Source organism: Streptomyces tricolor (genome assembly GCF_002155905.1).
Lineage (GTDB): Bacteria > Actinomycetota > Actinomycetes > Streptomycetales > Streptomycetaceae > Streptomyces > Streptomyces tricolor.
On sequence record NZ_MUMF01000388.1, the window covers coordinates 1 to 23,107 of the forward strand.

Consider the following 23,107-nt stretch of genomic DNA (forward strand, 5'->3'; position numbering starts at 1 on the left):
CCCCAACCCCACCGAGCCGCCCCCCACAAAAGGGGCGGCTCGGCCCTTCCCCCCAACACACACCACGGTCGCGGCTGTCGCCAGGGGGCTGCTCCTGCGGGCCACGCGACGCGAGCCCGTTGAAGGTACGACCGATACCGAGCCGCTCGCCGTCTTCGTCAGGCTGGCCGTCGGGACGATCCCCGGCGTCTTCCTCGGCGCCTACGGAGTGACCGCTCCTACCGCAGCCGTTCGCTTACCGCCGCCCGTTATAACCACGCCTTGACGCCTTCTTGACGCTGACCGGCATGGAGAACCCGTCAAAGACTGCCGGATGTCGGCAATGCGCCGACGGTGTCGCTTCGGCAGGATGAAGGGCGAGGGGAGCACACGGAGTGCTCTTGGTTGCCGGACACCCGCAGGTGTCCGGCAACCGAGCCCTGGGCCGTGCGGGGCAGGGCCGCCATCGGACGAGCGGGATCGGGAGGTTGGGCGTGTGGACAGTCATCGATGCCGCCGCGAGCTTTCCGACCCACGTGTTCACTGCCGCGCTGCTCGTGGTCGTGTGCTTCTGGCTCGTGGTCGCGGCGGGCGTGGCCGACTCCGCCTGCTTCGACGAGGACATCGACGGTGACGCCTGGGGCCTCGGCGGAATACCGGTCGCGGCGTCGTTCTCCCTGATGACGGCCTTTGCCTGGACCGGCAGCCTCTGTGCCGCCCTCCTGACCGGTCCTCTCGGCGCTTCGTGGGTGCTGACCGCCCTGGCCTCCGGCGTCGTCCTGGCCGGCGCCCCCTTGCTCGCGTGGTGGCTGACCCGAGCGCTCGTACGCCTCCTGCGACGTCGCCACCCCGACGAACACGCGCCGTCCGCGTACCTGCCGGGCTCCCCGCTCACTTAGCGCCGACCGCTTCGCCCGCCTGCCGGAACGCTGCCACGCCGCGCGCCCGCCTCCATCTTGCCGTTCACGCCCGAAGGATCCTTGTCATGAATGCCATCGCCGTGGGCATCGGCGTCTGCCTGCTCATCGCCGTCGTCCTACTTCTCGTCGTCTCCCGGCTGTTCCGCAAGGTGGAGCAGGGCAAGGCGCTGATCGTCTCCAAGCTGCGGAAGGTCGATGTCACCTTCACCGGGCAGGTCGTGCTGCCCGTGCTGCACAAGGCCGAGGTGATGGACATCTCGGTGAAGACCATCGAGATCACCCGGGCCGGCAAGGACGGGCTGATCTGCAAGGACAACATCCGCGCGGACATCCGTATCTCGTTCTTCGTGAAGGTCAACAAGACCGTCGAGGACGTCATCAAGGTCGCCCAGGCCGTCGGCACCCAGCGGGCGAGCGACCGGGACACGCTTCAGGAGCTGTTCCACGCGAAGTTCTCCGAGGCGCTGAAGACCGTCGGCAAGCAGCTCGACTTCACCGACCTGTACACCAAGCGCGAGGAGCTGCGGTACCGGATCATCGAGGTCATCGGCGTCGACCTCAACGGCTATCACCTGGAGGACGCGGCGATCGACTACCTGGAGCAGACGCCGCTGACCCAGCTCGACCCGGCCAACGTCCTCGACGCCCAGGGCATCCGCAAGATCACCGAGTTGACGGCCGTGGAGCACGTACGCACCAACGAGGCCCAGCGCAACGAGGAGAAGGAGATCACTCGGCAGAACGTCGACGCCCGCGAGGCCGTGCTGGAGCTGGAGCGGCGGCAGGCGGACGCCGAGATCAAGCAGCGGCGGGAGATCGAGACGGTCCGGGCGCGTGAGGAGGCCGAGACCGCGCGGGTGGTCGAGGAGGAGCGGCTGCGGGCGCAGTCCGCCTTCCTGCGGACCGAGGAACAGCTCGGCGTCCAGCGGGAGAACCAGGCCCGGGAGGTCGCCGTGGCGCAGAAGAACCGCGAGCGGGTCATCGCCGTCGAGAACGAGCGGATCGAGAAGGACCGTCTCCTGGAGGCCATCGCACGCGAGCGGGAGACCCAGCTGACGCGGATCGCCGCCGAGAAGGAGGTCGAGGCGGAGAAGCGGGACATCGCCGAGGTCATCCGCGAGCGGGTCGCCGTGGACCGTACGGTCGCCGAGCAGGAGGAGTCCATCAAGAAGCTCCGTGCCGTCGAGGAGGCCGAGCGGCAGCGGCAGACGGTGGTCATCGCGGCCGAGGCCGAGGCGCAGGAGAAGCTGGTCAAGGACATCAAGGCCGCCGAGGCCGCCGAGCAGGCCGCCGTGCACCGCGCCGCCGAGGAACTCACGCTCGCCGAAGCCCGGTTGAAGAGCGCCGACCTGGACGCGCAGGCCAAGGCGAGGCTGGCCGAGGGCATCCGGGCCGAGGCCGCCGCCGAGGGGCTCGCGACGGTCCAGGTCCGCGACAAGGAGGCGGAGGTCATCGAGAAGGCGGGCCGGGCGCAGGCCGAGGCCACGCAGGCGCGCATGCTGGCGGAGGCCGAGGGCGTCAAGGCGAGGGCGCTCGCGGAGGCGGAGGCCATCGGCGAGAAGCTGAAGGCGGAGGCCGCCGGACTCACCGAGAAGGCGGCGGCGATGGCCGCGCTCGACGAGGCGTCCCGCACGCACGAGGAGTACCGGCTGCGGCTGGAGGCGGAGAAGGACATCCGTCTCGCGGGCCTCGACGTGCAGCGGCAGGTCGCCGAGGCGCAGGCCACGGTGCTGGCCACCGGGCTGGAGAAGGCGGACATCAGCATCGTCGGCGGGGAGTCGGTCTTCTTCGACCGGCTGGTGAACTCGATCGCGCTCGGCAAGGGCATCGACGGTTTCGTCGAGCACTCCGCTACCGCGCAGGCGCTGGCCAAGCCCTGGCTGGACGGTACGTCGGGTTTCACCGATGACCTCACCCGCGTCCTCGGTTCCCTCTCGACGGGCGACGTCCAGAACCTGACCGTGTCCGCGCTGCTGATGAAGCTCATGAAGACGGGTGGCGCGCACGCCGGACAGCTGCGGCAACTCCTCGACAAGGCGGGCGAGCTGGGTCTCGCCGACACACCGCTCGCCGCCGTGAACGGCAGCGCGAGGGGATGACAGGCCGGCGGTTCCGGAGCTGCCGCGCGGGGGGCGGCGGCTCCGGCCCGCCACAGAACACTTCCGAGGGGAACCCATGACCACCGGCCTGGACACAGGCTTGTACGACGCCGTCGACACCGGCACGTACGAGGTGCTGCGCGACCGGCTCACCGCGCAGGCGGCCGAACTGGCCCGCCGCGCCGAGGCGCTCAATGCCCGCCGTATCGAGGAGTTCGGCTCCACCCGGCTCGATCTGACCGGCAGCGGACGGCTGCGGAGCGAGCATGCCGGCATCGCCCGCGATGTCGTGGCCGTCGGGGACCGGCTGCTGTTCGGCCGCGACGCCGCGTCCGGCCTGCGCGGGGAGCCGGCCGTCGGCGATGTCCTCGCCCTGTACGACCGGGATCTGAACCGGCTGCCCGAGGACGCGGTACCCGGCCTGCTCGACGATCCGGTCTTCAGGCGGGAGTTCGCGGCCCTGTTCCGCTACTTCCGGCAGGCCCGCCTCCTTGGACTGCGCCGCGTGGAGGGCAGGCTGCTGGCCGTCTTCCGGACCGGCGAGAAGGCCGGTGACGTACGGGTGCTGCGCTGGTCGGTGGCGGACGACGGGAGCGTGTCCTTCTTGGACGCGCGCGGCGACCGCGACGATGTGCTCCCGCCCTCCCACGACTTCACCTGGACCCGGGCGACGCGGGAGGACCACGTCCCGGGGGCCCACCGCCCGCATGTCCGGGTCGGCGGCGAGATCCTCGTCTCGGCCGTCGGCGGTGCCCTCACCGTCCGTGCCGAGGCGGAGGACGACGACCTGTTCACCGAGCCGGTGGACGAACCGCTCCAGTCCCTCGCCGACGCCGACATCGCCCACGCGCGCGTGGGTGTCCTGGTCCTGCTGCGGGTCCGGCCCTACAAGGAGGACGCCCACCGGTACCTGGTGTTCAACACACTCACCAGGACGGTCGTCCGTCTCGACGCCCTGGGGCAGGCGTGCCGCCGCCTCCCCGACGACCAGGGCATCGTCTTTCCGGGCGGCTACTGCCTGGCCACGGGCACGTACAAGATCTTCGACATCGACCACGGCGGGCTGGAGTTCGAGACGGAGGTGCGTTCGCCCTACGGCGAGGACGTGCTCTACGTCTTCCACGCCCGTGCGCAGGGCCGCGGGCTGCTGCTGTCGTACAACACCATCCGCAAGGAGGTCGCGGCCCCGCTGGTCTGTCGGGGCTGGGCCCTGTTCGAGGACGGCGTCCTGGCGGTGCTGCGGGCGGACGGCGACGAGCCCGCGCGCGTGCATCCGCTCCAGCTGTGGACCTCCCCGTACGTCTCGGACACGTACGCCGCCGCCCGCCCCGTGGGCGAGGGGCCGCTCGCCCGCATCGGCAACGCCGACCTCGTCCGCGGCATCGCGGACTGCCTCGCCGTCACCAGGGCCGTGGCCGAGACCACGCCGACGAGCGAGGTGTACGCCGCGCTCGTCACCGGCTGCGCCCGGACCGCCGACGCGCACCACTGGTTGGGCGAGCCCGACCTCGGCGACCTGCTCGAACCGTTGCAGCAGGTGCGGGACACCGCCGAGCAGGTGCTGGCCGAGTTCGCGACCGTGCGGACGCTGACGCGGCGGGCCGCCGAGGCGCTCGCCGAGGCCGCCGGCCGGCTCGCCGCGGTCGTACGCCGGCTGCGTGGCGAGGCTCCCCGCGAGGCCGGCGCGTGGGTGACCGGGCTGACCGAACTCCGCCGTGCGCAAGGGCATCTGCTCACCCTTAAGGACCTCAGGTACGCCGACACCGCCCGGATCGACGCGCTGGCCGCGCAGGCCGAGGCCGACCTCGCCGCCTTCGGTCAGCGGGCCATGACGTATCTGGGCCGTGCGGACGCCTTTGCCGCGCACCGGCGGGAGGTCGATCAGCTCGCCGCCGACGCCGAGGCGCTCACCGCGCTGGCGCAGGCGGCGCCGGTCGAGGCGCGGCTCGACCGGCTCGCGGACTCGCTGCACACCGTCACCGAGGTCGTCTCCGGCCTCGACATCGCCGACGCCACCGTGCGCACGTCCGTCCTGGAGCGCATCGCCGAGGTGCTCGGCGGCGCCAACCGGGTGCGGGCGATCCTCGACGTCCGCCGTCATGATCTGCGCGACAGCGAGGGGCGGGCCGAGTTCGCCGCCGAGCTGACCCTGCTCGGCCAGACGGTCACGGGCGCGCTCGCCGCCGCCGATACCCCGGACGCGTGCGACGACCGGCTGGCCCGGGTGCTGGCCCAGGTGGACACCCTGGAGTCCCGTTTCGCGGAGTTCGAGGACTTCGTCGGCGAACTCGCCGGCCGGCGTACCGAGGTCTACGAGGCGTTCGCCGCCCGCAAGCAGGCTCTCGTGGATGCCCGGGCCCGGCGTGCCGAACAGCTCGCGGCGTCCGCCCAGCGGGTCCTGGAGACGATCGTCCGGCGGGTGCTGACGCTCGCCGACGCCGACGCGGTCAGCACCTGCTTCGCCTCCGACCCGATGGTCGCCAAAGTCCGCCGTACCGCCGACGAACTGCGGGCGCTCGGCGACGGGGTGCGGGCGGAGGAACTGGACGGCCGGCTGAAGGCCGCGCGCCAGGAGGCGCTGCGCTCGCTGCGTGACCGCGCCGACCTGTTCGGGGACGGGGGACGCACGATCCGCCTGGGCGGGCACCGCTTCGCCGTCAGTACCGAACCCTTCGACCTCACCCTCGTCCCGTACGGCGACGGCCTGGCGTTCGCCGTCACCGGCACCGACTACCGCGCCCCTGTCACCGACCCCGATTTCGCCGACACACGCCCCTACTGGCACCGGCACCTGCCCTCCGAGTCACCCGTGGTCTACCGCGCCGAGCATCTCGCCGCCCGCCTTCTGCACCAGCACGGCGTCGAGGCCCTGAGCGAGGCGGACCTGCCCGCCCTGGTGCGCACGGCGGCGCAGGAGTCGTACGACGAAGGCTATGAACGAGGCGTCCACGACCATGACGCCACCGCGATCCTCACCGCCCTGCTGCCTCTGTACGGACAGGCGGGAACGCTGCGTCACGAGCCGGGGACGAGGGCCGTCGCCCAGATGTTCTGGGCCCACGGTACGACGGCCGACCAGCGTGCGGCGTGGACCCGGCGCGCGGTGTCCCTCGCCCGCGCCCGCGACGCCTTCGGGCTCGCGCCGGCGATCGCCGATCTGCGGGCGGAACTCGCGGACGCCATCGGCGGAGACCGTGCTCCAGAGGCCGCCGCATACCTCTTCGAGGAGCTGACGACCGGCCCGGACGGATTCGTACTGTCCGCCGGCGCGCGCACGCTCCTGGACAAGTTCCGCCGCACGGTGGGTGTTTCGGCCTATGACGAGGACCTGGTGGCGCTGGACGACCTCGTCGCCCGCCGCCAGCTCGTCGAAGGGTGGCTGTCGGCCTACGTCTCCGCCACCGGGGAGGACGTCACCGCGGGTGAGCTGGCCGAGGCGGTGGCAGCCGAGCTGTGCCGGGATCTGACGCGTCATGTGTCGGAGGCCGCCCTGGAGACGACCGTGGACGGCCTGCTCGGCAGCCACCCGCGCATCAGCGGTCGCCGCATGCGGCTGCGCGTGGACGACTTCCTCGCCCGCACCCGGCACTTCGCCGGCCATGACGTGCCCGCCTTCCGCGCCTACCAGCGCCGGCGCACCGCCCTGGTGGCCGCCGAGCGGGCCCGGCTGCGCCTGGACGATCACCGTCCGCGCCCCCTGGCCGCCTTCGTGCGCGGCAGGCTCGTCGACGAGGTGTATCTGCCGCTGGTCGGTGACAGCCTGGCCAGGCAGCTGGGCACCACGGGCGGGACCAAGCGCACCGACACCGGCGGCCTGCTGCTGCTCGTCTCACCGCCTGGCTACGGCAAGACGACACTGATGGAGTACGTCGCCGACCGCCTCGGCCTGATGCTGGTGAAGGTCAGCGGTCCGGCTCTCGGCCCCACTGTCACCTCGCTCGACCCCGCCGAGGCCCCGAACGCCACCGCACGCCAGGAGATCGAGAAGATCAACTTCGCGCTCGCGGCCGGCAACAACACCTTGCTGTACCTGGACGACATCCAGCACACCTCCCCCGAGCTGCTGCAGAAGTTCATCCCGTTGTGCGACGCCACCCGCCGGATCGACGGTGTGTGGGACGGCGAGCCCCGCACCTACGACCTGCGCGGCAAGCGCTTCGCCGTCTGCATGGCCGGCAACCCCTACACCGAGTCCGGCGCCCGCTTCCAGGTGCCCGACATGCTCGCCAGCCGCGCCGACGTGTGGAACCTCGGCGACGTCCTGACCGGCAAGGAGGACGTCTTCGCCCACAGCTTCCTGGAGAACGCGCTCACCTCGAACCCGGTGCTCGCCCCGCTCGCCGGACGTGACCCCCACGACCTGAATGTGTTCGTCCGCCTCGCCGAGGGGGACCCCACAGCCCGCGCGGATCACCTCTCCCACCCCTACGCCCCTGCCGAAGCCGAGCAGATACAGGCCGTGCTGCGGCATCTGCTGCGGGTGCGGGAGACGGTGCTCGCCGTCAACGCCGCCTACATCGCCTCCGCGGCCCAGACGGACGCCACCCGCACCGAGCCGCCGTTCCGGCTGCAGGGCTCGTACCGCACCATGAACAAGATCGCTCAGCGCATCCGGCCCGTCATGAACGACGCCGAGGTCGCGGCCGTCGTCGACGACCACTTCACCGCCGAGGCCCAGACCCTGACCACCGGCGCCGAGGCCAGCCTGCTGAAGCTGGCCGAGCTTCGAGGCACGCAGACTTCCGCACAGGCGGCTCGCTGGGCCGCGCTGAAAGCCGCCCACGTCCGCACGCAGACCCTCGGTGGCGCCGAGGAAGACCCCCTCGTCCGTGCCGTCGCCGCGCTCGGCCTGCTCGCCGACCGCGTGGCTGCGGTGGAGGCCGCCATCACGCGCGCGGCTGATCCGCGCCACCCGCTCGCGCTCGCCGACCCGCATGCCCGGCACGCGGCCCGAACCCAGGAGGAGCTGTGACGCCCTTCCTCGTCCCGCTCGCCGCCGCCCTGCTGATCGTGGCGGCCTCCACGGTCGTAGGTGTACGGCGGGATCGGCGGCGCATGGCGGCGGGTGTCGAGCGCCCGCGCACCGAGGGCGTCACCCCTCTCCGTGCCGGGTGCGGCACACGGCACAGGGCGCCGGCGTATGAGCACAGGTCCCGGTGCGAGCGGGAGTGACGCGGGCCGGCGGGTCGGTAACGGCCCGCCGCCTGGACTGCCCGGCACCCTGCAGGGAACCTTGCGCACCCCTTCCGTGGCTTTGACAAGCCCTTGATACGCGCTCAGCCGGCCCCGGCATTGCCGGACCCCGGCGGCGCATCCACCCCCGTCAGGCCCGAACCCCGGACCATGCGTTAGAAAGGCGTCAAAAGACGGAACGGATCGGGGGCGCACATGGCGGAGCGGGACGTGCCGGAGGAGTACCTGGAGGGCTATGCGCGGATTCTCGCCGACGCCTCCGCGACCGGCCGCCGGCTGACCCGGGACGAACTCGATTCCCGCCGGGCCCTAGGCGAGCAGGCCGCGGAGGCCGGCTTCGGGCTGCGTGCCCTGGTCGGAGCGCACCTCGCCGCGACCCGGACGCACTGGCCGGCCCGCAACGGCGCCTGCGCCGACACCATCATGGCCGCCGCCGCGCAGGCCCTCGACGCGTTCGCCGAGGGGTACGAGCGTGCCCAGCGGCATGCCGTACGCCAGGAGGAAGCCGCCCGTCGTGAGTTCATCGACGACCTGCTGTACGGCCGCAGCGACCTGGGCCGACTCGCCCAGCGCGCGGAACGCTACGGGCTGCGGCTGTCTACCGCGCACGCCGTCGCCGTGGCACGCGGCGAGGCGGCTTACGACGAGGGAGACGTCGTTCCGCAGGACGTGGAGCGTGCGCTGATAGCCCGGTTCGGCGACCGCAGCATCCTGCTGACCACCAAGGACGGCCGCCTGGTGTGCATCGCACCGGGCGACCAGGACGAGGTCCTGGCGTTCTTCGCCAAGCAGGCGTACGCCGCCACGAACGGCGGCCGGGTGGCGATCGGCCGGCCCCAGCCCGGCGCGGCCGGTGTCGTCCAGTCGTACGAGGAAGCCCTGAACACCCTCGACCTGGCCGACCGCCTCGAACTCGACGAGCCTGTGCTGCGCGCCGCCGACCTCCTCGTCTACCCCGTTCTCGCCCGCGACCGGCAGGCGATGACCGACCTGGTGGCCAGCGTCCTCGGCCCCCTGCAACGGGCCCGCGGCGGAGCCGAGCCGCTGCTGGAGACGCTCACCGCCTACTTCGACGCCGGCTGTGTGGCCACGGTGGCGGCGCGCCGGCTGTCGCTGAGCGTGCGCGCCTTCACCTACCGCCTGGAGCGCATCCACAAGCTCACCGGAGCCGATCCGTCCGACCCGGTGCACCGTTACACCCTGCAGACAGCGGTGATCGGCGCCCGTCTGCTCGGCTGGCCGACCTAGGTTCTGCCCAGCCGGTCTCCGGCGCGACGGTGAAGGGTTTTTTGGGGGGCGACGGTCCGTCCTCGGGTCACGTGCGGGTGGACGGTCCGCTGTCCTCGTTCGTCGTCTTCGTCTCGGCCTTGAGGATCCGTGCCGACTTGCCTGCCGAACGGGCCAGTTCCGGCAGCTTCTTGGCGGCCAGGACGGCTATGACGACGATCAGGATGATCGCGAGTTCGCTCAGTCCGAACATGGCAGGGCCGCCCCTCAGACGTTGACGCCGAAGTCGGACGCGATGCCGGCGAGCCCGGAGGCGTATCCCTGGCCGACGGCGCGGAACTTCCACTCCGCGCCGTGCCGGTACAGCTCGCCGAAGACCATGGCGGTCTCGGTGGAGGCGTCCTCGGAAAGGTCGTAACGGGCGATCTCGGCGCCGCCGGCCTGGTTCACGATGCGGATGAAGGCGTTTCGGACCTGGCCGAAGCTTTGACCGCGGTTCTCGGCGTCGTGGATGGAGACCGGGAAGACGATCCTGTCGACCTCGGCGGGGACGGCCGCGAGGTTCACCTTGACGGACTCGTCGTCGCCCTCGCCCTCACCGGTGAGGTTGTCGCCGGTGTGCTCCACCGATCCGTCCGGGCTGGTGAGGTTGTTGTAGAAGACGAAGTGCCGGTCCGAGAGGACCTTGCCCGATGCGTCGAGCAGCAGCGCGGAGGCGTCGAGGTCGTAGTCGGCCCCGGTGGTGGTCCGCACGTCCCAGCCCAGTCCGACCAGGACGGCGGTCAGGCCCGGCGCCTCCTTGCTGAGCGAGACATTGCCACCCTTGGACAGGGAAACTCCCACGGCTCTCCTCCTCGGTGAGATCATGACGTACGACAATGAATCTACAGCACTGTAGAAGGAATGGCGGCGGCCGGACTTCCCTGCGCGCACCCGCCTGACGGACCGTCACGAGCTGGGAGTTGAACTGGCGGCCGTCGGTACGGTCGTGCCCGCGCTGTCGTCGGCGAACTCCGCGGTCACGATGGTCCTGGTCCCATGTGCGGCCACGCCCCTGTGAGTCGCGCTCCGGGTTTGCACGAGCCGACGGGCGGACGGGCGATCAGGGCCTACCCGGTCCGCGCCCACCTGCATGACTGCGGTCACTCGTGGGAGGGACCTCTTGGGGATCGTTGGACCGATGGCGGACGAGTCGGCCGCAAGCTCACTGATGCGCGCTGCCTCCGGTTGCGAATCACGTGGTCGTTCCCGAACAGGAAGGTCGACAGATGTCACGCTCAAGGCTTTCGGCGCTGGATGGGGCCCGGCCGGGTATGGTCGTGCTCACCGCTGTCGCCGCCGTCATGGCCGTCGGCCTGTCCGGGCCGGCCGCTACGGCGACGGAACCGCCCTTCGTCCGATCTGCGCAGGGCGGCGGAACCGGTGCGCCCCGCGCGGGTGGCGTACCGTCAGGCGTCAGCACGCTCACGGACAGGATGACGACACCCTGGGGGATCTCGTTCCTCCGGGGCCACAAAGCGGCGCTGGTGACCGAACGCGACACCGGAGCGGTCTGGAGAATCGCGCTGGACGGCGCCAAGAGGAAGGTCGGCACCGTGCCGGGCGCGGTGTGGAGCGAGTCGCAGGGCAAGGGCGGACTCCTGGGTGTCGCCGCGTCCCCCACCTGGAACGGGACCACCGACAAGGACGTGTTCTTCATGGAGACCACGGCCGAGGACAACCGCGTGGTCAGAATGCGCTTCGACGGCACCGGACTCAGCGGCTACACCCCGATCCTGACAGGAATCCGCAAGGACCCCCAGGACACCCGGCACAACGGCGGGCAGATCGCGTTCGGACCCGACGGACATCTGTACGTCGCCACCGGCGACGCCTCGCAGCGCCAGCTGGCCCAGGACAAGAAGTCGCCCAACGGAAAGATCCTGCGGATCACCAAGACCGGCGCCGCCGCCCCCGGGAACCCCTTCGGAAACCGGGTGTACAGCTACGGTCACCGCAATCCCCAGGGGCTGGCCTGGGACCGCGCCGGACGGCTGTGGGAGACCGAGATCGGCGCGGAGAAGTGGGACGAGCTCAACCTCGTGGAACCGGGGAAGAACTACGGCTGGCCGACCTGCCAGGGCGCCTGCTCCGCCGCCGGTATGACGAATCCGAAGATGGTGTGGAAACCGGACGAGGGAGGGGTACCCGCCCAGATCGCGGTCGTCAACGACGTCATCTACGCCACCACGCTGAGCGGCCGTCGGCTGTGGCGGATGCCGATCGACGCCACCGGCAAGGGCGTCGAACGCGCGACGGCCTACTACAACGGCACGTACGGCCGGCTGCGGGCGATCGCCAAGGTCTCCGGCGCCGACCAGCTCTGGATGGGCACGAGCGACCAGGGCACCGGCAAGGACCGCATCCTCAAGGTGACGATCGAGTAACGCTCCGAAGCCGCGGTCCCGACCTGGTGACGACGGGATCGAGATCCCTTGGTCCGCAGGATGCTCCGTTCGTTTCGACAGGCCCGGACCGTGCCGGTCCGGGCCGCGCTCTTCTACGAGAACACAGAAGCTGTCAGGGGCTACCCCTCGTCCTCGTCTCCCTCGAAGAAGTCCCCGATCTCATCGACCGCCTCGGCCGCAACCATTCCGCCGACCACGCCGACGGCGAGACCGGCCGCTCCCGCCGCGATGGCGGTGCCCATGCCCGGTCCGGAGCGGCGGCCGTCGTGGTGGTGCTCGCCGTGGCCGTACCCGTGGTGGCCATGGCCGCCCTCGTGGCCGTAGGCGGCGGGCGAGCCGTACGAGGCCCGGTGCTCGACCAGGCGGCGGATCCAGCCGTCGACCTCGGCGTTCCAGTCGCGGGAGTCGTGGTGACCGACGGTGTACCGGGCCAGCTCGTCATGGCCGGAGGAGAACAGGCCGCCGCGCTTGTCGGCCTCCAGCACGACCTCCAGGCCGGCGGGCGAGGCGAGGAAGGTCAGTTCGATCTCGTTGACCTGGTGTGCGTACTGCGGGGCCGGCGTCAGCTCGATCTCCTGGTAGAAGGGCAGCTGCTGGCCCGTACCGCCGATACGGCCGTACTCCAGATCGGCGGACTTGAAGCCGAAGCCGAGCCGGCCCAGCGCTTCGAGGATCGCTTCCTGGGCCGGCAGCGGTCCGACGGTCAGCTGGTCGAGGTCGCCCTTGTCCTTGGCGCCGGCCACCGCCAGCTCGGTGCGCACACCGAGCACGACGCCCAGCGGCTGCCCGTACAGCTCGGTGACCGGGGTCTCCCAGGGCAGGGCCACGCTGAACGGGATGCTGCGCCGCTCGCCCGCCGCGAGCCGGAAGCCGCCGGCGACGGTGAAGCGGTCGAAGGCGACCGTGCCCTCGCTCTCGCCGCCGTCGTGCTCGGCCTCGACGCGGGCCAGCAGCTCCAGCGTGATGTGGTCGATGTCGAAGTCGGCGTCCCCGCCCTGCAGATGAACCTGCCCGGTCAGGCCGTGGCCCGGCAGGGCGGGCCCGGGGTCGAGGACCGTGTCCACCGAGGGCCCGCCGATACCGAGCGAGCCGAGCAGCCGTTTGAACACCATCGCGGCGTCCACTCCTTCATGTGCGTATGTCTGACGTGCCCGCGGGAACGGCCGGGAGCGCCCGGGCCGTTCTCTACAAGCGAGTAGAAGCATAGAGTTGCCGGGCGTCGCGAGGGCGACGTACGGGCCCCGGCTGCGGGAAAGTCCGAAAGCAGCGGCGATCCGGCGGTTGTCGTCGCGTTGACCAGCGTCCTTGACGGGGGTGGCACGGTGACCGAGGTCCTGCCCGGTGACACGGCCTGCCGACGAGGACGTGGGCTCCTGAGAAGAAATCTGTTCCCGAATGCCCCAGACTCGGAAGGAGACGACTGGTCGATCGCACCTGAGGGGTCGGACCTGTGCACAGTGTGCCGTTGTGGCTCTGGATGGTCTTCGCCGTCACCGTACTGGTGTCCTTGGCGGTCGATCTGCTCGCGCACCGCCACGCGCATGTCATCGGATTCCGGGAGGCCGCCGCCTGGAGCGGGGTCTGGGTCGGACTGGCGATCGTCTTCGGCGCGGTCGTCTTCCTCGTCGTCGGGACTACGGCCGGAGTGGAGTACACGACCGCGTGGCTGCTGGAGAAGAGCCTGTCGGTCGACAACCTCTTCGTCTTCGCGCTGATCTTCGGCTATTTCCGGGTGCCGCGCGCCTACCAGCACCGCGTCCTGTTCTTCGGCGTCCTCGGCGCCCTCGTCTTCCGCGGCATCTTCCTGGCCGCGGGTGTGGCCGTGGTCAGCCGATTCACGGCCGTGCTGTTCGTCTTCGCGGCCATCCTCTTCTACAGCACCTACAAGATCCTCAAAGAGGAGGAGGACAGCTTCGACCCCGGCAAGAGCATCGCCGTACGCCTGCTCCGCAAGGTCATCCCCGTGCGGGACGAGTACGCCGGCACCCACTTCTTCGTCAAGGAAGCCGGGAAGCGCGTCGCCACCCCGCTGCTGGCAGTCGTCGCCGCGATCGAAGCGGCCGACCTCGTCTTCGCCGTCGACAGCGTGCCCGCCGTGCTCGCCGTCAGCAACGACGCGTTCATCGTCTACACGAGCAACGCGTTCGCCATTCTCGGCCTGCGCGCCCTGTACTTCATGCTCGCCGGGCTGCTCGACCGCTTCCACTACCTCAGCAAGGGCCTGGCCCTCATCCTCGCCTTCATCGGCGTCAAACTCATCCTCCAGGCGTCCCACAAGACGATCAGCACCGCTGTCCCCGAGATCCCCTCCCCGGTCAGCCTGGCCGTCATCACCGTCGTGCTGGCCGTCTCCGTCGCCCTCAGCCTGCTGCGTCCTCCGCCGCCCAGCGCCGGCGGCGCCGCCGTGCGGTCCGACGCGGAGCTGCCGCGTGAGCCCATGCCGGCCGACAGCGCCGCGCGCGAGACAACCGGACCGCCTGACGGTGAGATCACACAACGAGACGAAGACACCAAACAATAGCAATGAGATGGTAAAATGTTGGTTATGGATGGCAGGCGTATAGGAGTGACGAGCGCGGCCGGACACGTCTGCGGCTCGTGCAAGAAGCCGGTGGACACCGTGGTGGAGCGGTACAAGAGCTTCGGTGTCTTTGTCCCCGCCTGGACGGCGGGCCCCTGCCGTAACCCGCAGTGTGCGGAGTACGTCCCCGAATACGCGCTGATCGGCTGGGCGCGCGGCGTCAGACCGGGAAAGTCCGGCCGCCGTACCACCTGAACGTGCTCGCGGGACCAGTCGGCGAGGTCCAGGCGCACTGCGGCTAGAGCTGCCTGCCCGAGTTCTACGGCTTCGGTTACGCCACCGGAGTGATCCGCGAGGCACTGCACCCCAAGGGGGCTGACCCCGACCCCGACGAACGCCCTCAGGGGCTGCTCAGGGCTCACACAGGCGTACGGCTAGGGCGGCGATGTCGTCGTCGAGGCGTCCTCTGCTGTAGCGGAGGAGGTCGCGGTGGAGAGCCGTGAGCAGTTCGCGGGGTGGTGTCGGGGGCTGCCGGCGCATCCAGGCGGCCAGCGGGAAGAACTCGCCGTCGTGGGCGCGGGCCTCGGCGATCCCGTCGGTGTAGAGGAGCAGCAGGTCGCCGGGGGCGAAGTCGAAGGTGTCGACGTTGTACTGATCGCCGATGAGGTCCGCGAGGCTGAGCAGCGGCGAGGGAGTGGCGGGCTCGAGGACACGGAGTTTCCCGCCGTTCAGGAGCAGCGGCGGGGGGTGCCCGCAGTTGAGGATGTCGATACGTCTGCCCCCGTGCGGGATCTCGACGAGAAGGGCGGTGGCGAAGCGCTCCATCGGCCCCTCGGGGGGAAAGGCGGCGTTGTAACGGGTGCTGCTGGCGTCGAGCCTGCGTGCGACGTCGACGATGTCGGCCTCGCCGTAGGCCGCCTCCCGGAAGGCGTTGACGATCGCCGCGGCCGCCCCCACTGCCGGCAGGCCCTTGCCCCGCACGTCACCGATGAGCAGTCTGACCCCGTAGGGCGTGTCGACCACCTCGTAGAAGTCCCCGCCGATGCGGGCCTCCGCCGCGGCCGCGAGGTACAGCGACTCGATCTCGACGATGCCGAAGCGGCGGGGCATAGGGCTGAGCACCACCTGCTGCGCCGCTTCGGCGACGAGCCGTACCTGGATGAGGGTGCGCTCACGCTGGAGCCGCACGTGGCTGCCGTACGCGGCGGCCACGGTGACGGCGATGATCCCCGCGGCCGTCCACCACGTTCCCAGCCCAGGGAAGACGAGGCTGAGGCCGATCATCAGAAAGAGGCAGACCGTCCCGAGCAGGACGGTGGGCAGGACCGGCCACATGGCGGCGGCCAGAGCCGGCGCCGCGGGCAGGAGCCGGCTGAAGGCCATTTCCGGCGGAGTGCTGTACGCCAGGCTGGCGATGACGACGGTCAGGATGACCGGCGACAGCCGCACAAAACTTCCCGGGCCGGGGCGCCGACGGAGCCGCAGCCGTCCAGGCACGATCACACTTCATAGAATATCTACGTAAGTAGGGCATAGCGCTCTGACGCATCAGAGGCGAGATGCGGGGATCGAAAGTACGTTCGCTTGTGGACTGGCGCGACGATGCTGCCGGGGCGACGTTCGGGGACCGTTCTACGCCCGCCGGATCGTCGGGCAGGTGGTGTCCCTCGCCGAGGCACCGGTCGAGCGCCTCCCACCCGCCGGGCAGGCCGGCGATCACCTGCTCGGTGCCGGAGGCGTCAGGGGCGGGGGCGGGGCAGCGCTCGGCCGGCGGCTCCCGTGGTCTGGGAGCGGAAGGTGCGGCGGTAGGTGTCCGGTGACACGCCTACCGTTCGGGCGAAGTGGCGGCGCAACGTGGTGGCGGTGCCCATGCCCGTGGCCGCGGCGATGGTGTCGACGGTGTCGTCGGTGGTCTCCAGCAGTTCCTGGGCGTAGCGGATGCGCTGGGTGTGGAGCCACTGCAACGGGGTGGTGCCGGTCACCTGCTTGAAGTGGCGGCCCAGGTGACGCGAGCTCATCCGTGCCTGGCGGGCCATGTCCTCGACGGTGAGCGGCTCGTCCAGCCGCCCCAGCACCCAGGGGAAGAGGTCGGCGAGGGGGTGGTTGCCCGGCTCGGGGACGGGAGTGGCGATGAACTGGGCCTGGCCGCCGTCCCGGTGGGGCGGTACGACCAGGCGTCGGGCGATCGTGTTGGCGATCGACGAGCCGTGGTCGAGGCGCACCAGGTGCAGGCACAGGTCCATGGCGGCGGCCTTGCCGGCGGAGGTGAGCACACTGCCGTTGTCGACGTAGAGGACGTCCGGGTCCACCATGACCTCCGGGTGGCGCCTGGCCAGTTCCCGGGTGTGTGCCCAGTGCGTGGTGGCCCGCTTGCCGTCCAGCAGTCCGGCGGCGGCCAGGATGAACGCGCCCGTGCACAGGGAGGCCACGCGTGCGCCTGCCTCGTGGGCCGCGCGTACCGCGTCGAGGAGTTCTTCCGGCGGGTCCTGGTCCGTGTCGGCCCAGCCCGGGACGATCACGGTGTCGGCGTGTGCCAGGTGGTCGAGCCCGTGGTCGGGCTCCAGCCGGAAGCGGCCGACTTGCACAGCGCTCTGCCCGCAGAGCGAGAAGCGGTACCAGGGGTCCACGATGTGGGTCAGGTCGGCGCCGAAGACTTCGCATGCCAGGGACAGCTCGAGGTGGAGCATGCCATCGGTGAGGGCCAGCGCGACGGTAGGCATGTCCGGAAGTGTATGAGTCATGTCGTTCCAGACACTCGTGTGGGGGCGCTGCTCCGCGTCAGGATCTCGGTGACAGAGCGCGGCGGGTCGACAGGAACCGGCGGCGGGTCATCCGTGTGCAGACGAGTGCAGGGAGCGGGTTCATGGGATCGGGCCAGGCAGTGGCGGTGTTCGGCGCCTACGGACACACGGGGCGGTTCGTCGTGGCGGAGCTGGTGGCGCGCGGGTTCGTCCCGGTGCTGTCCGGCCGCGATGCCGACAGACTGAAGGCGCTGGCCGACGAGACCGGCCAGGAGGCCCGTACGGCGTCGGTGGATGCCCCGGACTCGCTCGACCGTGCCTTGGCCGGCGCCGCAGCGGTGATCAACTGCGCCGGGCCGTTCGCCTCCACGACGGCCCCCGTCATCGAGACGGCCCTGCGGTCCGGGGTCCCGTACCTGGATGTGGCGGCCGAGCTGGAGGCCAACATCGACACGTTCACGCACTTCGCCGACCGGGCACGGGAGGCGGGCGCGGTGATCGTTCCGGCGATGGCCTTCTTCGGCGGTCTGGGCGATCTGCTGACCACCGCGGCCATGGGCGACTGGACCAGGGCCGACGAGGCACACATCGCCTACGGCCTGAGCAGCTGGCACCCCACCGCCGGGACACGGCTTTCGGGCGCGGTCTCGCGGCAACGGCGCGGCGAGCGGCGCATGCGCTTCACGAACGGCCAGTGGGAGTACCGCGCCGATGCCCCGCCGGCCCTTGAGTGGCGCTTCCCCGAGCCGATGGGTCTCCGGCCCGTGATCGGGGAGTTCACGATGGCCGACGTGGTGACCGTGCCCAGCCACCTGTCCATCCCGGACGTGACCACCTACATGACGGTCGAGGCCGTCCGTGACGTCGCGTCCCCGGACACACCGGCTCCGGCCCCGGCCGACGCGCAGGGACGGTCCGACCAGACCTTCCTCGTCGACGCGGTCGTGCGGTCGGGCGGCGCCGAACGCCGCGCAGTGGCCCGCGGTCAGGACATCTACGCGGTCACGGCTCCCCTGGTCGTGGAGGCTCTCGACCGCGTTCTCACCGGCCGCACCCGTACGGTCGGCGTCGCCGCCGCAGGCGCGATCTTCGACGCCCCCGGCTTTCTGCGGGCGCTGTCCCCGCACGTCACCCTGGACCTGCTGCCGTAGCGATGCGGCACCGGCTCGGCCCCGACCGCCCCAGCCCCACGGCAGCGACCCCCGGCCGGGGAAAAGGACCAGTAGTGCTTCGTCAGGTTCTGTTTCTGCTGGTCAGTGCGTGGGCGCGAGCGCGGCGAGGTCACCCAGCACCCGGGCCGCCGGTGCCGGGTCGACCAGCCACTTCAGGTGGCTGCTGGTGAGCGTACGGACGTCGTAGGGGTTCTCCGGCGTCAGCGCGTCGCCCTCGCGGATCATCCGGTCCTGCATGGCGAGCGGCATGCTGGTGTCCTCGGACAGCCGGACGTACGTCTTGGGGATCCGCCCCCACGTGTCGGCCTGCGCCCGGTCGTCGGGTGTGCCGGCGTCGAGGTTCTCGTCGGGCTGGAAGGTGTTGAGGAAGGCCATGAACTCGTCGTCCGTGCCATCGGCGAGGAAGGCGGCCTTGAGGGACGCGAGGACGTCAGGGTCGGCGGTGCGGAAGTTGGCGCGCAGCAGCCCGAGTTCGGCGAGGTTCCCGACCATCGCGGAGGCCAGCCCGGTGACGTCGACCGTGGCCATCTCGGGCTCGGCGTAGTAGGCGCTGACGTCGAGGTCGACGGGGCACCAGGCGGAGACGTAGACGATGCGGTCGATCAGGTCGGGGCGCCGATTGGCCGCAACGGTGGCCGTGATTCCGCCTCGGCTGTGGGAGACGAGGATGACGGGCCCGTTGCGCTTGGCTCGCTCCAGTATGCCGATGAGGTGCGTGGCGTTGTCGGCGAGCGTGACGCCCTTGATGGAGCCGGGAGCGTGGGCGAGCCCTTCGAGGTCCTGGGGCGCCTGGTAGGCGCTCGGGTACGTCGCCGCGAACCCGTGCCCTGGAAGGTCGACGGCCACGGAGCGGTGTCCGAGGAGGCCGAGTTCGGCTTGGAGCGGCGCGAAGGAGAAGGAGTTCGCGAAAGCTCCGTGAACCAGTACGAACGTCGGTTGCATCTGTCTGCTCACTTTCTGGCCTCTGCGGCGTCGGCGGTACGCGCATGGCCAGTTCCGGCGACGCGAACCGCCTCGCGGCCTAGGCCGGGGTACGAGTCGTCGTCCCGCGGCGCGTCATTCCGGCCGCGGAGAGGTTTCCGTGCACGGCAAGCGGCAACGGTCAAGCGCGGAGCGATGAAGGCGACTTGGGGCAAGCTGCCCTCATCCGATGCTTCACAGTACTCAGTGAAAGATCATCCGCACTACTCGGACGGGTCCTTCCGCTTGTGCACGTCGCCTCCATCGGTGTCCTGGTCGTGGGACATCCGGTGGGAAACCGGTGGAATTCCGGCCCGTGAGGGGCGTCTCTCCGCAGGAGATCGAAGGCCGCGGGACCGCGGGATCAAGGGCACAGCTTCCCTCGGTAGGCGCCCGCCGGCAGGTCGGTTTCCATCTCCTCGGGCACCTGCTCGTCGCCGAGGACGCGGCACAGGTCCGCGGCCCAAGCCCTCGCTTCACGACGGTCTTCTTCACTCCCGGTGGCATCCGGAGAGGGCGGCACGGACGCGTCGAGCGTCCTGCGCGCGGGGAGGCGGGCGGATGAGTCTCTCCGCCCGCCGTCGGCGACGACCAGCGCGACGAGATGGTTGTCCTCCCGCAGCGCGGTGCCTTCCGGAGCGAAAGGGTCCACCGTCCAGCCCTCCGGCGGAGACGACGTCCCGGCCTTCGTCTCGCCTCGGAGGGAGCCGCCGAAACCGTCAACGAGGAGGGTCGGCGGCCCCTGGTCGGAGACGGCGACGGCCGACGGCCTGTCATCGGACGTGAACGTGTCCCGCCACTCGGTCCTGCCGGTCGTCATGTCGTACACGGTGACGTCGGTCCTCGACCGGTCGGAGCCGGTCTCCGCGTACCGGGCGACGGCGAGCCGGCTCGCGTCGGGGCTCAGACCGTACTTCAGGCCCGAGGCGTAGTCCTCCTCGACGATCTCGAACCTGCGGGAGTTCCGCCGTGCCGGGGACGATCCGCGCAGGTCCCACACGGAGAAGATGTACGTCTTCTTCTGGACCTGCGTGTACGGCTTGACGGGTGTCGTCCTCTCGGACAGCGTCACCACGCTGTCGTTGCCCACGCCGATCACCTCGCCGCTGCCCTCGAACCTCAGCTGCCGTGACAGGCTGCCGTCGGAGGTGTCCCAGACGAGGACCGAACGGAGGCGACTGTTCCAGACGAGCTTCCGTGCCCCCGGGCCGAAGAAGTAGGCGCCGGAGGACGGGGAGAAGAAACTCTGGAACACACCAGCGGGTGCCGCCAGCTTCGTGGTGGTGCGGTTCCGCACGTCGTACAGGAAGCCTTGGGAGTCCTTCTCGTCTCCCTGGGCGAACACCACCAGTGACCCGTCCGGGCTGACCGCCTGCACGGAGATACCGCGGCCGAAGGTCCGCTGCCGGAAGCCGGAGCCGTCGCGCTGCCAGATCACGCCCCTGCCGTCGGCGGTCCGGGAGGCGACGACTTCACCCCGGCGGCTCACGCCGTACTTGCCGCGGTAGGAGATGTCGACTTCATCGGCGTACACGGGGATCAGCAGGTCCGTGTCACCGTACCGGTGGTACATCGCGCGCAGCAGGGAGCGTGTCCGCTCCGTGTCATGGGTCCGGTAGGCCCGCAGGGCGAGCACCAGGGCGGCGTGATCGTCCCCGGATCCCCGCGTCGCGGCCACCGACTTCTGCCACAGCTCGCGTGATGCCGCTTCCGCCTGTCCCGGGCCGCTCGCGTGGTCCGGGTCCACCGTGGCCGCCGCCAGCGCGGAGACGGCGACGACGACAGCGGCCCCGGCGGATGCCGCGGCCAGCCGGAGACGGCGGGTGCTGCGGGCGCTCGCAGCGATGAACTGCTTGTCCATGGCGTTGAGTTCATCGGGACGGCGGCGCTGCCAGCGGCGGGCGTCACGCAGGTCCGCACCGCGCAGCAGGCGGTGCCGGGACCGTCCCGAGCGCTCCCAGTGGGCCGCCCGTCGACGCAGGTCCTCCTGCCAGGAACGGAACTCGTGGTCGGCGGCGACGATGTCGCGCAGCCTGGACCACTGGGTGAGCAGCGTCTCGTGCGCCAGCTCGACCGTCTCCTCCGGTGGTCCGTCGTCGGGCAGGTGATCTTCGCCGGGCACCACCAGCCGGGTGGCCATCAGCCGCTGCGCGATCCGCCACCGCGCCGACGGCAGCTCCGAACGTCGTACCGTACGGCGGGCGGGGGCGGTACGGCCCTCGGCGGGGTGGACCAGCTGGGTGAGCAGCGCCCTGGCCTCCCGCTGCTCGTCCTCGGTCAGCCAGACCGTCCAGACCCGCTCCGCGTAGTTGGCCAGGGCGTCGTCCACCCGCCCCAGGGCCTCGTACGCCGCGTGCCCGATGACACCGCGTTCCTGTCGTTCCCAGAGCCGGGTGAGGGTGAACTGGAGCAGCGGCAGCCGTCCGGGGTCGCGTCCGATGTCGGCCAGGATCCGGTCGACGACCCCCGGTTCGTAGGACACACCGGTCCGTTCCAGGGGACGGACCACGGCGGCGCGCAGCTCGGCGTCGTCCATCGCGACGAGCGTGAACATGCGGTCGCCGGAGAGCAGCGGGGCGAGTTCGGGGTGGCCGAGCGCGGTGGTGAGAAAGTCGGCGCGCAGGCCGAGCAGGACCTGAAGCCCGGAGCCGGGCTCCAGGCAGTACCGCAAGGCAGCGGCGAACGGTGCGAGGTCGGTCTGCGCCGGACCGACCAGCGCCTCCTCGAACTGGTCGACGACCAGCAGCAGCCGGTCCTTGCCCTGCCGCGCAAGCAGGCGCTCGACCACCGCGGGCATCTCTCCGTCGCGCAGCAGGCGTTCCAGGCGGGGGCGCGCCTCCAGCCGGTCCGTCTCGGGCAGGTCGGGTTCGAGCAGGGGCAGCAGCGCGAGTGCGAGGGTGGCCAGCGGGTTCGGTCCCGGCCGTCCCGGACGCAGGACCACCGTCTCCCGTCCCTGCCCGCCGCCCCGGCCCAGGCGCAGCAGCGGCAGGACCCCGGCGAACAGCAGCGAGCTCTTGCCGCTTCCGGACGGCCCGACCAGGCAGGTCGCGGGCGCGTAGCCGAGGCGGTCGACGATCCGGCGGGCCGGGTCCTCCCGGCCGTGGAAGAGCGCGGCGTCCCGCTCCTGGAAGGGTTCGAGGGCGCGGAAGGGGCTGACGGCCAGCGAGGCGTCGCCGAGCGCCGGCCAGCTCGTCCGCAGTGTGCGGGTGGGGATGGCGTAGGCCGTGCGGATGCCCGCGTCGTGGTCCGCGGCGACGACCATGCCGACCACGCCGCCGCTCTCGGTGTCCCATACCGGTGCGCCCGAGAAGCCCTGCCGGATCCCGTGCTGGGCGGCCGGGTCGGTGTCGTACTGGAACCAGTCGGCGCCCTGCATGCCGCGCAGCCAGCCGGTGCTCCACACCCCGTCGTCGTAGCCGGCCGGGAAGCCGAAGGTGCGCACGCGGCGGTCGGGGCTCGCCCCGTCGTCCACCAGACGGGCCACCGGGGCGTTGGCCGGCGGTTCGGCGAGCAGCCGTACGACGGTGACGTCGCCCGGACCGTCGCCGCCGAGCGGAGTCCAGGCCACGACGCATGCCTCGATCCGGTGGCCGGGCCGGGCGAGGGGGAAATCGACCGCCAGGCGGCCCTCGGGCGGTTCCGGGTCGTCCGGTGCGGCCCCCAGCACTCCGGCGACGACGTGGGTACAGGTCAGGACGTCCCGTGGCCCGATGAGGAAGCCGGCTCCCGTCGGACGTCCCGAACCGTCGAGGATGCGGACGACGGCGGCGTCCCCCGGCGCTGCGCTGTCGAACTCCATGGCTCCAGTTCGCACTTCGACTCGAAGGAGTGCGCGAGGCTCACTCCGC

General features: G+C 71.0%; 14 protein-coding genes and 1 pseudogene. 8 read left to right on the forward strand and 7 right to left on the reverse strand.

The window, feature by feature from the left end; translation table 11 throughout:
* The first annotated feature begins 473 nt into the window (after nucleotides 1-473).
* The 4 genes from CCN44_RS26325 to CCN44_RS26345 all read left to right on the forward strand — a co-directional run bounded on the left by CCN44_RS26325 (nucleotide 474) and on the right by CCN44_RS26345 (nucleotide 9,439).
* Nucleotides 474-878, forward strand: a complete 405-nt coding sequence (locus tag CCN44_RS26325; protein WP_086700114.1) for a hypothetical protein — start codon at nucleotides 474-476, stop codon at nucleotides 876-878.
* Nucleotides 879-964: 86 nt separating this feature from the next.
* A complete protein-coding gene (locus CCN44_RS26330) occupies nucleotides 965-2,998 on the forward strand; it encodes a flotillin family protein (RefSeq protein WP_086700116.1) in 2,034 nt (677 codons plus the stop codon).
* Nucleotides 2,999-3,074: 76 nt separating this feature from the next.
* Nucleotides 3,075-7,970: a DNA repair ATPase gene (locus tag CCN44_RS26335; RefSeq protein WP_086700119.1), complete on the forward strand. Its 4,896-nt coding sequence runs from the start codon at nucleotides 3,075-3,077 to the stop codon at nucleotides 7,968-7,970.
* 416 nt (nucleotides 7,971-8,386) lie between these two features.
* A complete protein-coding gene (locus CCN44_RS26345; RefSeq protein ID WP_059255399.1) occupies nucleotides 8,387-9,439 on the forward strand; it encodes a PucR family transcriptional regulator in 1,053 nt (350 codons plus the stop codon).
* Here CCN44_RS26345 and CCN44_RS47885 read toward each other — a convergent pair.
* A pseudogene (locus tag CCN44_RS47885) lies at nucleotides 9,436-9,671 on the reverse strand (twin-arginine translocase TatA/TatE family subunit). The gene CCN44_RS26345 and the pseudogene CCN44_RS47885 sit on opposite strands and share 4 nt — an antisense overlap.
* Before the next feature lie 14 nt (nucleotides 9,672-9,685).
* Nucleotides 9,686-10,261, reverse strand: a complete 576-nt coding sequence (locus CCN44_RS26355) for a TerD family protein (protein ID WP_059255403.1) — start codon at nucleotides 10,259-10,261, stop codon at nucleotides 9,686-9,688.
* 632 nt (nucleotides 10,262-10,893) lie between these two features.
* Here CCN44_RS26355 and CCN44_RS26360 point away from each other — a divergent pair.
* Entirely contained in the window at nucleotides 10,894-11,844 is a 951-nt protein-coding gene (locus CCN44_RS26360; RefSeq protein ID WP_237481557.1) for a PQQ-dependent sugar dehydrogenase, read from the forward strand.
* 140 nt (nucleotides 11,845-11,984) lie between these two features.
* Here CCN44_RS26360 and CCN44_RS26365 read toward each other — a convergent pair whose 3' ends face one another.
* On the reverse strand, nucleotides 11,985-12,977 hold the full coding sequence (locus CCN44_RS26365) for a sporulation protein (RefSeq protein ID WP_059255405.1): 993 nt from the start codon (nucleotides 12,975-12,977) through the stop codon (nucleotides 11,985-11,987).
* A 338-nt stretch (nucleotides 12,978-13,315) separates the two neighbouring features.
* On the opposite strand from CCN44_RS26365, the gene CCN44_RS26370 reads away from it, so the two are divergent.
* Nucleotides 13,316-14,386 carry a TerC family protein gene (locus CCN44_RS26370; RefSeq protein ID WP_079081381.1) on the forward strand — a complete coding sequence of 357 codons (1,071 nt, stop codon included), beginning with the start codon at nucleotides 13,316-13,318 and terminating at the stop codon, nucleotides 14,384-14,386.
* Nucleotides 14,387-14,410: 24 nt separating this feature from the next.
* Nucleotides 14,411-14,641, forward strand: coding sequence for a hypothetical protein (locus tag CCN44_RS26375; RefSeq protein ID WP_143649976.1), 231 nt, complete (start codon nucleotides 14,411-14,413; stop codon nucleotides 14,639-14,641).
* Between the two features lie 156 nt (nucleotides 14,642-14,797).
* On the opposite strand, the gene CCN44_RS26380 is transcribed toward CCN44_RS26375, so the two are convergent.
* Nucleotides 14,798-15,889, reverse strand: coding sequence for a PP2C family protein-serine/threonine phosphatase (locus tag CCN44_RS26380; protein WP_059255409.1), 1,092 nt, complete (start codon nucleotides 15,887-15,889; stop codon nucleotides 14,798-14,800).
* Nucleotides 15,890-16,125: 236 nt separating this feature from the next.
* A complete protein-coding gene (locus tag CCN44_RS26385; protein WP_086700134.1) occupies nucleotides 16,126-17,106 on the reverse strand; it encodes a helix-turn-helix domain-containing protein in 981 nt (326 codons plus the stop codon).
* Nucleotides 17,107-17,249: 143 nt separating this feature from the next.
* Here CCN44_RS26385 and CCN44_RS26390 point away from each other — a divergent pair, with 143 nt between their 5' ends.
* Nucleotides 17,250-18,278, forward strand: coding sequence for a saccharopine dehydrogenase family protein (locus tag CCN44_RS26390; protein WP_189396912.1), 1,029 nt, complete (start codon nucleotides 17,250-17,252; stop codon nucleotides 18,276-18,278).
* Between the two features lie 102 nt (nucleotides 18,279-18,380).
* Here the strand turns inward: CCN44_RS26390 and CCN44_RS26395 are convergent, their stop codons facing one another.
* Nucleotides 18,381-19,241, reverse strand: a complete 861-nt coding sequence (locus CCN44_RS26395) for an alpha/beta fold hydrolase (protein ID WP_208639842.1) — start codon at nucleotides 19,239-19,241, stop codon at nucleotides 18,381-18,383.
* 382 nt (nucleotides 19,242-19,623) lie between these two features.
* Nucleotides 19,624-23,058: an nSTAND1 domain-containing NTPase gene (locus CCN44_RS26400; protein WP_086700140.1), complete on the reverse strand. Its 3,435-nt coding sequence runs from the start codon at nucleotides 23,056-23,058 to the stop codon at nucleotides 19,624-19,626.
* Between the last annotated feature and the right edge of the window lie 49 nt (nucleotides 23,059-23,107).